The following is a 13,830-nucleotide window of genomic DNA, read 5'->3' on the forward strand; positions in this document are numbered from 1 at the left end:
CGGGTTAGAGGGTTCATAACACAAGGGTAGTATCCCACCAGCGCCTCCACCGAAACTAGCGTTCCGGGTTCATCGGCTCCTACCTATCCTGTACATGTGGTACAAACACTCAATATCAAGCTACAGTAAAGCTCCATGGGGTCTTTCCGTCCTGTCGCGGGTAACCTGCATCTTCACAGGTACTAAAATTTCACCGAGTCTCTCGTTGAGACAGTGCCCAAATCGTTACGCCTTTCGTGCGGGTCGGAACTTACCCGACAAGGAATTTCGCTACCTTAGGACCGTTATAGTTACGGCCGCCGTTTACTGGGGCTTCAATTCTGAGCTTCGCCGAAGCTAACCCATCCTCTTAACCTTCCAGCACCGGGCAGGCGTCAGCCCCTATACGTCATCTTTCGATTTTGCAGAGACCTGTGTTTTTGATAAACAGTCGCTTGGGCCTATTCACTGCGGCTGACCGAAGTCAGCACCCCTTCTCCCGAAGTTACGGGGTCATTTTGCCGAGTTCCTTAACGAGAGTTCGCTCGCTCACCTTAGGATACTCTCCTCGACTACCTGTGTCGGTTTACGGTACGGGCAGTTGTTTTCTCACTAGAAGCTTTTCTTGACAGTGTGACATCAGGAACTTCGGTACTATTATTTCCCTCCCCATCACAGCTTGTCCGTACAGAGTAAAGCATTTGACTCTACTCAAGACTTACTGCTTGGACATGCACTTCCAGTCGCATGCATTCCTTAGCCTCCTGCGTCCCTCCATTGCTCAAACAAAAACAACTGGTACAGGAATATCAACCTGTTGTCCATCGCCTACGCCTATCGGCCTCGGCTTAGGTCCCGACTAACCCTGGGCGGACGAGCCTTCCCCAGGAAACCTTAGTCATACGGTGGACGGGATTCTCACCCGTCTTTCGCTACTCATACCGGCATTCTCACTTCTAAGCGCTCCAGCCGTCCTCACGATCGACCTTCAACGCCCTTAGAACGCTCTCCTACCATTACACCAGAGGTGTAATCCACAGCTTCGGTAAACTATTTAGCCCCGGTACATTTTCGGCGCAGGGTCACTCGACTAGTGAGCTATTACGCACTCTTTAAATGGTGGCTGCTTCTGAGCCAACATCCTAGTTGTCTGTGCAACCCCACATCCTTTTCCACTTAATAGTTATTTTGGGACCTTAGCTGGTGGTCTGGGCTGTTTCCCTTTCGACTACGGATCTTATCACTCGCAGTCTGACTCCCGGATATAAATGAATGGCATTCGGAGTTTATCTGAATTCGGTAACCCGAGATGGGCCCCTAGTCCAAACAGTGCTCTACCTCCATCATTCTTAATTCCGAGGCTAGCCCTAAAGCTATTTCGGAGAGAACCAGCTATCTCCAAGTTCGTTTGGAATTTCTCCGCTACCCACAGCTCATCCCCGCACTTTTCAACGTACGTGGGTTCGGTCCTCCAGTGCGTTTTACCACACCTTCAACCTGGCCATGGGTAGATCACATGGTTTCGGGTCTACGACTACATACTCATTCGCCCTATTCAGACTCGCTTTCGCTGCGGCTCCGTCTCTTCAACTTAACCTCGCATGCAATCGTAACTCGCCGGTTCATTCTACAAAAGGCACGCCATCACCCATTAACGGGCTTTGACTTGTTGTAGGCACACGGTTTCAGGATCTATTTCACTCCCCTTCCGGGGTGCTTTTCACCTTTCCCTCACGGTACTGGTTCACTATCGGTCATTAGGGAGTATTTAGCCTTGCGGGATGGTCCCCGCGGATTCCGACGGAATTTCTCGTGTTCCGCCGTACTCAGGATCCTCCTAGGTGTTGCCAACATTTCGTCTACGGGGCTATTACCCTCTTTAGCGGACCTTTCCAAGTCCTTCGACTATCTTGACAGACTACCACAACGGAGTCCTACAACCCCAACAAGCAAGCTTGTTGGTTTGGGCTCTTCCCGTTTCGCTCGCCGCTACTCAGGGAATCGAATTTTCTTTCTCTTCCTGCAGGTACTTAGATGTTTCAGTTCTCTGCGTCTACCTCTAACCAGCTATGTATTCACTGGAAAGTAACATCCTATAAAAGATGCTGGGTTTCCCCATTCGGAAATCTCTGGATCATAGCTCACTTACAGCTCCCCAAAGCATATCGGTGTTAGTCCCGTCCTTCATCGGCTCCTAATGCCAAGGCATCCACCGTGCGCCCTTATTCACTTAACCTTACGATCTTACGATCGGTTTTGTTTGGTTCGTTTCTCTAGCGATAGAGGCGTCACCAATAAAATAAGCTTCGAACAATTTTAATTAAAAAACTCATTCAACGCGGTGTTCTCGGTTTGTTTTGATTACTTTTTTACTTCAATATCCAGTTTTCAATGAACAATTCGTTTGAGAGAAACATATAATAAGAAAAATAACCAACGGTTATTCTCTATTTATAAGAGTAAACCTCTCAAAACTGAACAAAGTATCGACGAATGTGTAAGTTTCCGTAATATTCCTTAGAAAGGAGGTGATCCAGCCGCACCTTCCGATACGGCTACCTTGTTACGACTTCACCCCAATCATCTATCCCACCTTAGGCGGCTGGCTCCACAAGGGTTACCTCACCGACTTCGGGTGTTACAAACTTTCGTGGTGTGACGGGCGGTGTGTACAAGGCCCGGGAACGTATTCACCGCGGCGTGCTGATCCGCGATTACTAGCGATTCCGGCTTCATGTAGGCGAGTTGCAGCCTACAATCCGAACTGAGAGAAGCTTTAAGAGATTTGCATGACCTCGCGGCCTAGCGACTCGTTGTACTTCCCATTGTAGCACGTGTGTAGCCCAGGTCATAAGGGGCATGATGATTTGACGTCATCCCCACCTTCCTCCGGTTTGTCACCGGCAGTCTCGCTAGAGTGCCCAACTGAATGATGGCAACTAACAATAAGGGTTGCGCTCGTTGCGGGACTTAACCCAACATCTCACGACACGAGCTGACGACAACCATGCACCACCTGTCACTTTGTCCCCGAAGGGAAAGCTCTATCTCTAGAGTGGTCAAAGGATGTCAAGACCTGGTAAGGTTCTTCGCGTTGCTTCGAATTAAACCACATGCTCCACCGCTTGTGCGGGCCCCCGTCAATTCCTTTGAGTTTCAACCTTGCGGTCGTACTCCCCAGGCGGAGTGCTTAATGCGTTAGCTGCAGCACTGAAGGGCGGAAACCCTCCAACACTTAGCACTCATCGTTTACGGCGTGGACTACCAGGGTATCTAATCCTGTTTGCTCCCCACGCTTTCGAGCCTCAGCGTCAGTTACAGACCAGAGAGTCGCCTTCGCCACTGGTGTTCCTCCATATATCTACGCATTTCACCGCTACACATGGAATTCCACTCTCCTCTTCTGCACTCAAGTCTCCCAGTTTCCAATGACCCTCCCCGGTTGAGCCGGGGGCTTTCACATCAGACTTAAGAAACCGCCTGCGCTCGCTTTACGCCCAATAAATCCGGACAACGCTTGCCACCTACGTATTACCGCGGCTGCTGGCACGTAGTTAGCCGTGGCTTTCTGGTTAGATACCGTCAAGGTAAGAGCAGTTACTCTCCTACTTGTTCTTCTCTAACAACAGAGTTTTACGATCCGAAAACCTTCTTCACTCACGCGGCGTTGCTCGGTCAGACTTTCGTCCATTGCCGAAGATTCCCTACTGCTGCCTCCCGTAGGAGTCTGGGCCGTGTCTCAGTCCCAGTGTGGCCGATCACCCTCTCAGGTCGGCTATGCATCATGGCCTTGGTGAGCCGTTACCTCACCAACTAGCTAATGCACCGCGGGTCCATCCATCAGTGACACCCGAAAGCGTCTTTCAAATCAACACCATGCGGTGTCGACTATTATGCGGTATTAGCACCTGTTTCCAAGTGTTATCCCCCTCTGATGGGTAGGTTACCCACGTGTTACTCACCCGTCCGCCACTCCTCTTTTCAAATGAGTGCAAGCACTCGGTAGAAAAGAAGCGTTCGACTTGCATGTATTAGGCACGCCGCCAGCGTTCGTCCTGAGCCAGGATCAAACTCTCATAATAAAAGTTGAACACAATCCGAAGATTGTTAAGCTCATTTGGTTGCTAGCATATTGCTTCGCTTTTGTTAAAAATTGTTGTTTGTTTTTACCGTTGTAAAAACAACCTACACATTTGGTTCGTCTTACTTTGTTCAGTTTTCAAAGGTCTACTTTGTTACCTCGCAGCAACTTTTATATCATATCAAATCGACGATTTGATGTCAACACTTTTTTTCAAAAGTTTCAAAGTTTTTTTCTGCTTGTTGTTGTCGAGTCTTTCTTGACAACTTCATTAGTTTATCAGGTTGTTTGTTATTTGTCAACAACTTTCTTCCTGATTTTTCAAGTTTTTTTAAAACTCGAAATGTTATTCTATTTTTGTCGTTTGGCGTTTTTCATCAGTGCCTTGCGACAAGATATAATATACCAAGTTTCAGTGCTTTGGTCAACTAAAATTTGCACTTTTTTTAAAGTTTTTTTCGTTACCGATTGTTTTATTACTTTTGTTCTTTATTGTTCGTTTTTAAATGATTTGCGCAAGAGAATCCTACTGTTTTTTTGTTTTTTTCCGGAAAATAAAAAAGAGTAGATTTATCAGGAAACAATCTACTCTTTTATCTTTTATCTCATTGTTGGAAACAACAGAACATCACGGATTGATTGAGCGTCAGTTAAGAGCATAACTAATCGATCGATACCAATTCCTAATCCTCCAGTTGGTGGTAAACCATATTCTAAAGCTTCAATAAAGTCTTCATCTACTCCATGTGCTTCATCATTTCCTTGCTCACGTTCTTTTTCTTGGTCTTCAAAGCGTCCACGTTGATCAATTGGATCATTTAACTCAGTAAAGGCATTCGCAAATTCTTTTCCTACTATAAATAGTTCGAAGCGATCAGTGAAACGAGAGTCTTCCGGATTTTTCTTCGCTAAAGGCGATACTTCTACTGGATGACCGTAAACAAATGTTGGTTGTTGCAACGTTTCTTCAACAAATGTTTCAAAGAATTCATTTATAATATGCCCCACTGTCATATTTTTATTAATTTCTACATTATGTTTTTCTGCTAATTCACGCGCTTGTTCAACAGGCATTTTTTGCCAGAAATCAACACCAGTTTGTTCTTTGATTGAGTCAACCATATGCACACGTCTGAACTCAGAACCTAAATCAACAGCTTGTCCGTCATACGTGATGTCAGTTGTTCCCAGAACTTTTTCTGCAGCATTGCGGATGATTCCTTCTGTCAAATCCATCACGTCTTGATAATCTGTATAAGCGGTATAGGCTTCTAACATAGTAAATTCTGGGTTATGAGTCGTATCAATCCCTTCATTACGGAATACTCGACCGATTTCATAAACCTTCTCCATACCGCCGACAATCAAGCGTTTCAAATGTAATTCTAACGCGATTCGCAAGTATAAGTCCATATCCAGCGCATTGTGATGTGTAATAAAAGGACGTGCTGCTGCGCCACCGGCATCATTATGCAAAACAGGTGTTTCCACTTCTACATAACCGTTACCATCAAGATAGCGACGAATTTCACTGATGATTTGACTGCGTTTCATGAAACGATCGAAACTATCTTTATTACTAATCAAATCTAAGTAACGTTGACGGTAACGTTGTTCTATATTTGTTAAGCCATGGTATTTATCTGGTAAAGGACGCAACGCTTTTGTTAGCAAAACAATTGTTTTTGCTTTAACAGTCACTTCACCTGTATCAGTTTTCATGATTTGTCCCGTTACACCAAAGAAATCTCCCAAGTCAGCATGTTTAAATAGTTCATATGCTTCATCACCAACTTGGTCTTTACGTACATAGATTTGAACTTGGCCTTCACGGTCTTGTAAATGAGCAAAACCAGCTTTTCCTTTGCCGCGTTTAGTCATCATACGACCAGCAACACTAGCTGATAAATCCATCTCGCTTAATTCTTCTTTTGAATGTTGGTCAAATTGTTCATGTAATTCTTTTGAATTATGTGTACGGTCAAAACGCTTACCGAAAGGATCAATCCCTTCTTCACGTAAATTTTCCATTTTCTCACGACGCACAAGCATTTGATCATTTAGATCTTCTACATGCGCTTGTTGTTCATCTGCCACTTTGTTTCCTCCATTCTGAAATCACATACCCCTATAATGCCACAGTAAAACAAAAAAAAGCAAGCCGAATTTTTATTTCAGCTAGCTTTTTTTGTTAGATTGTTTCGATTGCTTCCTTTTCTGCATGTTTTTCTGCTTTTTCTTCGAAGGCATCCATCAAATCAACCATTTCTTGTTGAGTCTCAGCTTGATTAATTGCAACTTTCACTTTAGCCGCACGTGGAATTCCTTTAAAATAGTACGCAGCATGCTGACGAAATTCTCTAGTAGCAATTTTTTCACCTTTTAAATCAACTAAACGTTGTAAATGTACTTTCGCTGTTTCGATTTTTTCGTGAGGTGCTGGTTCAGGCATTAATTCTCCTGTTTCTAGATAATGTTTTGTACGTTGGATCATCCACGGATTTCCCAAAGCAGCTCTACCAATCATCACACCATCAGCTCCAACATAATCTAACATACGTTTTGCGTCTTCTGGTGTGCGTACATCACCATTGCCCATGAAAGGAATCGTTAAATGTTGTTTCACTTCTTTTAAGACATCCCAGTTCGCTTGACCTTCATACATTTGAACTCTAGTACGCCCATGCATTGCAATAGCCGAAGCTCCTGCTTTTTCAGCCGCCAATGCATTTTCAACAGCGAATAAGTGATCTTCATCCCAACCTGTTCTCATCTTCACTGTAACTGGTAAGTCCACAGCAGAAGAAACTGCATCGACCATTTCGTAGACTTTATTTGGATCTAAAAGCCATTTCGCTCCTGCTTCTGCTTTGATAACTTTGTTCACCGGACAGCCCATATTGATATCGATAATTGCAGCTTGCGTATTTTCTTCTACAAATTTCGCTGCTTCAACTAATGTTTCTTTATCTCCACCAAAAATTTGTACGCTTAATGGATATTCTCGTTCATCTATATAAAGCATGTCTAACGTTTTTTTGTTTCTTTGCTGAATTCCTTTGTCACTGATCATTTCACAGACAACTAAGCCTGCACCAAATTCTTTGACCGTTACACGAAAAGCAGCATTGCTAATTCCAGCCATCGGTGCTACTACAACACGATTTGGAATTTCTATATTCCCTATTTTCCACATAGTGGTTCTCTCCTACTTTTCGCGAGTATTGTTGATCGCTTCGTCTCTTAATTCAATCAGATCATCTTCACTATATTGATATTTGTTCCCACAAAATTGGCAAACTGCTTCAGCCCCGTGATCTTCTTCGATCATTGCATTGATTTCATCTAATCCAACAGCAATGATTGCTGTGCCAAATTTTTCTTTTGAGCAGTTACATTTAAATTGAACTGGCATTTTTTCTAAGATTTCGATTTCATCTTTACCAAGTAAACGCTCTAAAATGCCTTCTGGTGATTCACCTTCATCGATCAAACGTGAAATCATCGGGACTTCTTGTAATCGTTGTTCAATAAAATCAATTGTTTTTTCATCTGCTCCAGGCATTACTTGAATCATAAATCCGCCAGCCGCTTTAACACTTTCATCTGTATCCACTAAAACACTCAACCCGATTGCTGAAGGGATTTGTTCAGACACTGCCATGAAATAAGTAAAGTCTTCGCCAATTTCACCAGAAACGATGGGTGTTTGTCCTGAAAAGGTTTCTTTCAAACCTAAATCTTTGATTACAGTAAAAATCCCTTCTGTTCCAACAGCTCCACGTACGTCAATTTTACCACTTTCGTTTAATGTTAAACTGACATGAGGATTTTTTATGTAACCTTTAGTATTTCCACTGCCATCACTATCAACAACAATTCCACCTGCTGGTCCATTCCCTTGAACTTTTACAGTTAATTTGTCTTCACCTTTCAAAGTCGCTCCAAGTAATAAAGCTCCAACCATTGTTCTTCCTAATGCAGCCGTTGATGAACTCCATGTATCGTGACGTTGTTGTGCTTCTGATATTGTATTTGTTGCGCAAACTGCATATGCGCGAATCGATCCTTCATAACATAATGCTTTTACTAAGTAATCTTCCATTTTGTTTCCCTCTTCTCACTAGGTACTTTTTCTGACTCATTATCAGATAATACTAGTGTTTGCTTATTTTTTCAACTAAATAATTCTATAATTTCAATCAACGTACACAAATAAATCGTCTCTTTCTTCGTTCGCAAGTGATTCGTCTCATCAGCTATGTCAACAATTCTAGTGTTCTCCAACAAAAAAAAGCATCCCTTAAAAGGGATGCTCATGTTTTTATTTGTAACGATCGTCAAAGTTATTACGGTCATATTCAGAATCATTTTTAGCCTCATCATCAGATTCAACTTCTGATTGAACTTTTTCTTCTGTTTTTTCACTGTCCGCTTTTACTTCTTCTGCTTCATCATTTAGTTCTTTTTTTGCGTCTTCAAAATCTTGTTTTTCTTCGGCTTGTCTTTGTGCATCTTTTTCTTCTAATGCACGTTTTGCTTCTTCAAACGTTTGAGCTTTTTCACTAGGGAATTGGCTATCAATAACGTCTTGAGGCATAACGCCTTCTTCAAACAATGATTTGATGCTGCGAGCATCTAATGTTTCATACTCTAACAGTTTTTCAGCAATTAGTTTGTGTTGGGCACGATGAGATTCAATGATTTCACGTGCTTTGTCGTGTGCTTCCATCAAGATGCGACGAACTTCTTGGTCGATCTCAAAAGCAACTTGTTCTGAATATGCTTTTGTTTGACCATAATCACGGCCAACAAAGACTTGGTGGTTTCCTTCGTATTGAACTGGACCTAATTTGTCGCTCATTCCATATTCAGTTACCATACTACGCGCAATACCTGTTGCTTGTTCAAAGTCATTAGATGCACCTGTTGATTGTACATTGAAGATAATTTCTTCAGCTGTACGTCCACCAAGCAATCCAACGATTTGTTCAAACATATCTTCTCTAGTCATTAAGAATTGATCTTCTTTTGGTAAAGCAATCATGTATCCACCAGCACGTCCACGAGGAATAATCGTTACTTTATGAACGATACGAGCACGGCTTAAAACTAAACCGACAATTGTATGCCCAGCTTCGTGGTAAGCAACCATTTCGCGTTCTTTTTTGTTGATTACACGATCTTTTTTCGCAGGACCAGCAATTACGCGGTCTTCTGCTTCATCCACATCGGATGCATCGATTTTCTTTTTATTACGACGAGCTGCCACTAAAGCTGCTTCGTTCAAGACGTTCTCTAAATCTGCACCAGCAAAACCTGGTGTTTGTTGGGCAACTACTTTTAAATCAACATCATCAGCTAATGGTTTGTTACGCGCGTGAACTTTAAGGATTGCTTCACGGCCTTTCACATCAGGACGACCAACTAAAATTTGACGGTCAAAACGACCTGGACGTAATAACGCAGGATCTAACACGTCTGAACGGTTTGTTGCAGCAACGACAATAACGCCTTCGTTTCCATCAAATCCATCCATTTCAACAAGTAATTGATTTAGGGTTTGTTCACGTTCGTCGTGTCCGCCGCCCATACCAGCACCACGTTGACGACCAACGGCATCAATTTCATCGATAAAGATAATCGCTGGAGCATTTTTCTTCGCTGTTTCGAATAAATCACGGACACGGCTCGCACCGACACCGACAAACATTTCAACGAAATCAGAACCAGAAATTGAGTAGAATGGTACGCCTGCTTCACCAGCAACGGCTTTAGCTAGTAATGTTTTACCAGTTCCTGGAGGTCCTTCTAAAAGAACACCTGCTGGAATACGGGCACCTAACTCTACAAAACGGCGAGGATCTTTTAAGAATTCAACCACTTCGACTAATTCTTGTTTCTCTTCCTCTGCTCCTGCTACATCTGAGAAGCGTACGCGATTCGCTTTTTTGTCAGCTTCTTTGGCTTTTGATTTACCAAAGTTCATGACACGGCCGCCACCACCGCCACCGCCGCCTTGTTGTCCCATCATCATATAGAATAAGAAGATGAACAGCACGATCGGTAAGAAACTAAATAAGATAGAAAGCCAAGCACCGCTTGATGATTGTTCTTTCACTGTAAGTTTCACGTTATTTTTTTGAGCCATATCTTGAATGCCTGACAAAGTGATATCACTTGGCAAGACAATAGTAGTAAAGGCTTTTGTAGATACTTCTGTTGATCCCCATAAAGAAAGACCGCCAGTGTTTTTGATTTCTTGTTTTTCTTTGTACTGACCTGTGATCTTATAAACTCCATTGGTTGGTTGGATCGTCAGTTCTTTCACTTTACCTTCTTCTAGTTGAGTATTGAAGGTTGAGTATTCGATATCTGGTGACTGGGGATTGTTATTTCCAAAAATGAAATAAACAACCATGACCATCGCCAAAATAAGCAATACGTAATATAGGCCATTTTTCATGCCGCTATTCTTTTTATTCATGCCTGTCCTCCTTTGGTTACTGCACGTAATTTAATTTTACGGTTTTATTTTATCAATTCTGACCATTACATTGTAACATAACTAAATCCCAGAGAGATATTAATTTGATTCGTAGATTTCTGGTTTTAATACGCCTACATATGGGAGATTGCGGTATCTTTCAGCATAGTCTAAACCATAGCCTACAACAAACTCATTCGGTACATTAAAACCAACATAATCGGCAACAATATCAACCACGCGTCCTTCTGGTTTATCCAACAACGTGACAATTTTCACAGACGCTGCCTTTCTATATTTAAATAAATCTACTAGATAAGCTAGTGTACGGCCGCTATCGATGATATCTTCTACAATAAGGATATCGCGTCCTTCAACATTTGTGTCCAAATCTTTGACGATTTTCACTTCACCAGAAGACACTGTCGCATTTCCATAACTAGATACATCCATGAAATCCATTTCTAAATACGTATCAATTGAGCGTGTAATGTCGGCCATAAAAGGAATTGCACCTTTCAAAATACCGATGACTAATGGATTTTTATCCTTATAGTCTTCTGTCAACTGTTTTCCTAGTTCAGTTGATTTTTCAAGAATTTGTTCTTTGGTAATCAAAATTTGCTTAATATCTTTCTCTAGCATATTGCTCTCCTCTTCTTTATAGTTCCACTATTTACTCTCAGTGCTTTTAACACCTAGAAGACAGGTGTGGAACATTAGTAAAATGTCGTTTCCTTATTTTAGGTTATTTTGTTTACTCGTTTATTTTATAAAGGAGTCTGTAGTGTATTTTATCAGTTTCTTTAGGAATACTCAAATATGAATTTACGAATTTTGGCACCCAAATAATGTTCTCTTCCGAAGAAAGGATAACCCACGCTTGTTCTCGGATATGATTAGGGATTTTTTGATCAATAAATAATCGATTTAGTCTTTTCGTTAAGTCTGGTGTTAAAGAAATTCTATCTCCATCTTGTCGATGTCGGATCGTTAAGGGCAAGGGAACCTGACTACTTATAAGTAGAGAATATTCTTGCCAATTTTTTATAGTTTCCGGTAAATTTAGTTTTCGTTCAGTTGTTTCAAGTCCTATCCATTCCTTATTAGAAAGAAAAAGATGTTGGTTTTCCTTTAGACAAAATAATTGCTCTTCTTGATTAAAGGTCTCTTTTTTCAAATATGCTACATCATATTCCTTAATCACTTGCCATCCTTGTTGGAGGTCCAATGATTTTTGTGGGGTTGCTTGATTAAGGTCAAGCAATGCTAAAAATCGTTGAATATGTATTTGGCTGAGTGTTACACCTTTTGGGACTAATGTCCGTTGAAACAAGGTCATCAGAAAAAAAGTTTGTGTGCTTTTTTTTTCTTGTTCCAATTCAGATAATTTAATCTTCCAACCTTCTGCGGTTTCTTCCACCCAGCGATCATATTTGGGATCAATAACTGATTGAATGAGCTCATCAGCTAATTCAATCTGCTCAATAAAATTAGTCATATGTTGTAAGAATTGTTGGTTTTCTTTTTTTAACTCTGGGACAACTTGATGTCGTACCCGATTGCGCATATACGCATCGCTCTGATTCGAACGATCTTCAAAATACACAACTTCTGATTCTTTAGCGAATTGTTCCAACTGTTCTTTTGAAAAGATTAGGAATGGACGAATCAATTCACCTTTTCCAAACACTTGTCTTGCTCTGATGCCTACTAAATTAGAGATTGCACTTCCTCTAGTCAGCTTCATTAAAATCGTTTCCGCTTGATCATCACTATGGTGAGCAGTAAAAATCGTGGGGTAGATTTCTTGCTCCATGATTTCAGCAAAGAAATCATAACGGTATTTGCGAGCGCGAGCTTCTGTATTTTTTGTCTTATCTATAGCATCCCATTTTTTACTGTAATAAGGAATTTTTTGTTCTTTGCAATAGGTTTCCAAATAAGCGGATTCTTGTTCCGACTCTGGTCGCAGCTGATGATTAACATGAGCCACAGCTAGTTTTAGTTGATCCTTTTGAGCCGCTGTCTGCATTAGTTTCAATAAGACCATTGAGTCAACGCCGCCAGAGATTGCTAATAATATTTTTTGGTTTTGCTGCCAGTATTCATTTCTTTTACAATGATCGTAAAACGCTTGAAACATCTGCTCACCTCTTTGATTCATAGTTTATAAATTCTCTCACAAAAATATACATGCACTAAACAGAAAAGCCGAGCTTTCGCTCAGCTTCGATTATTTATTTACTAGTTACGGCGTCCGCCGCGACCACCGCGTTTACCTTCTGTGTTACGTTTCAAAGAAGATAGACGATCATCACTATCTTTTAAAAACGAGCTCATCAATGAATCAAAATCTTGTTTTGAATTCATTGGTTGTGCTTTTGTAAATTGTTTTTTAGGTGCTGGACGTTGTCCGCGGTCACGATTACCTTGTTGTTCAAAGTTATCCCGACGTTGAAATTCGCGTTTTGGCTCCGCTGCTGGTGCATCTTGCGCTTTACGAATCGACAAGCCTACTTTACCGTCATCACCTACTGAGGTAACTTTAACTGTTACTTCATCCCCGACAGTTAATACATCATGGATGTCTTTAACAAATCCATTTGATACTTCACTAATGTGAACCAACCCTGTTTTTCCTTCACCTAAATCGATGAAGGCACCAAAATTAGTGATACCTGACACTTTTCCTGGCAACTTCGCTCCTACTTCGATTGACATAAAAAAAATGTTCCTCCTATTATTTACCCTATTATATCTTCAGTTATTCGCCTGATTGTTTCTCAGTCGAATGAGACTGTGATTGACTTACTTCTGATGATTGCTTTTGTTCATTACTGGAGCCAGTCGTTCCGCCTAACTCTGGAATGTTGTAGATTTGTTCTCCTTCTTTTGAGACATAAAACCGGCTACGGGCTAATTTTGCCACATAATCATCATCTCTCAACAAAGCAACGTCTTGTTCCAAACGCTTGAGCTTCTTGTCTGCTTCGCCTGATTCAGCAACAGCATCCGCTTGTTGCGCTTTAAAGGTATTCAATTGTTGGTAATCTTTCACCAACTGGATACCAGAAACAATAAAAATCACAAACGCCACGAGAAAAACAACCGCTAGACGCCGACGTCTGAAAATTAACTGTTTTTGCTGTTTTTGAAATTCAGCATACTGTTCTTTTGTATACTCATTATCTAACGCAGCAACTTTCTCCATGTCTTTTTTCTTTTTTCCCATGTCTTACGCTCCACTCGTTTTTGGTTTGTCTGTCTCATTATACCAACA

At 41.4% G+C, this 13,830-nt stretch carries 8 protein-coding genes and 2 rRNA genes (1 of these 10 running past the window's edge); all 10 read right to left on the reverse strand.

What is annotated here, in order from left to right; all coding sequences use genetic code 11:
• A 23S ribosomal RNA gene (locus tag AC4BB2_RS11855) occupies positions 1-2,215 on the reverse strand (it extends 697 nt beyond the left edge of the window).
• Positions 2,216-2,500: 285 nt separating this feature from the next.
• A 16S ribosomal RNA gene (locus tag AC4BB2_RS11860) occupies positions 2,501-4,061 on the reverse strand.
• The 16S and 23S rRNA genes sit together here, the layout of an rRNA operon.
• A gap of 599 nt (positions 4,062-4,660) precedes the next feature.
• Positions 4,661-6,157 (reverse strand): lysine--tRNA ligase, encoded by a 1,497-nt coding sequence (lysS, locus tag AC4BB2_RS11865; RefSeq protein ID WP_490473108.1) that lies wholly within the window; start codon positions 6,155-6,157, stop codon positions 4,661-4,663.
• Between the two features lie 94 nt (positions 6,158-6,251).
• Positions 6,252-7,256 (reverse strand): tRNA dihydrouridine synthase DusB, encoded by a 1,005-nt coding sequence (dusB, locus tag AC4BB2_RS11870; protein ID WP_490473109.1) that lies wholly within the window; start codon positions 7,254-7,256, stop codon positions 6,252-6,254.
• A 12-nt stretch (positions 7,257-7,268) separates the two neighbouring features.
• Positions 7,269-8,165, reverse strand: a complete 897-nt coding sequence (gene hslO / locus AC4BB2_RS11875; RefSeq protein WP_490473110.1) for an Hsp33 family molecular chaperone HslO — start codon at positions 8,163-8,165, stop codon at positions 7,269-7,271.
• A 219-nt stretch (positions 8,166-8,384) separates the two neighbouring features.
• Entirely contained in the window at positions 8,385-10,547 is a 2,163-nt protein-coding gene (gene ftsH, locus AC4BB2_RS11880; protein ID WP_490473111.1) for an ATP-dependent zinc metalloprotease FtsH, read from the reverse strand.
• A 99-nt stretch (positions 10,548-10,646) separates the two neighbouring features.
• Complete coding sequence (hpt, locus tag AC4BB2_RS11885; RefSeq protein WP_069635832.1) at positions 10,647-11,192, reverse strand: hypoxanthine phosphoribosyltransferase; 546 nt, start codon at positions 11,190-11,192, stop codon at positions 10,647-10,649.
• 112 nt (positions 11,193-11,304) lie between these two features.
• Complete coding sequence (tilS, locus tag AC4BB2_RS11890; protein ID WP_490473112.1) at positions 11,305-12,714, reverse strand: tRNA lysidine(34) synthetase TilS; 1,410 nt, start codon at positions 12,712-12,714, stop codon at positions 11,305-11,307.
• Between the two features lie 80 nt (positions 12,715-12,794).
• Positions 12,795-13,271: a S1 domain-containing RNA-binding protein gene (locus AC4BB2_RS11895; RefSeq protein WP_490473113.1), complete on the reverse strand. Its 477-nt coding sequence runs from the start codon at positions 13,269-13,271 to the stop codon at positions 12,795-12,797.
• A 43-nt stretch (positions 13,272-13,314) separates the two neighbouring features.
• The gene (locus AC4BB2_RS11900; protein ID WP_490473114.1) at positions 13,315-13,782 is read right to left on the reverse strand and encodes an FtsB family cell division protein; all 468 of its coding nucleotides are present in this window, start codon (positions 13,780-13,782) and stop codon (positions 13,315-13,317) included.
• Positions 13,783-13,830: the final 48 nt, after the last annotated feature.

Source organism: Enterococcus sp. AAFC-DPL-5146, from assembly GCF_058216635.1.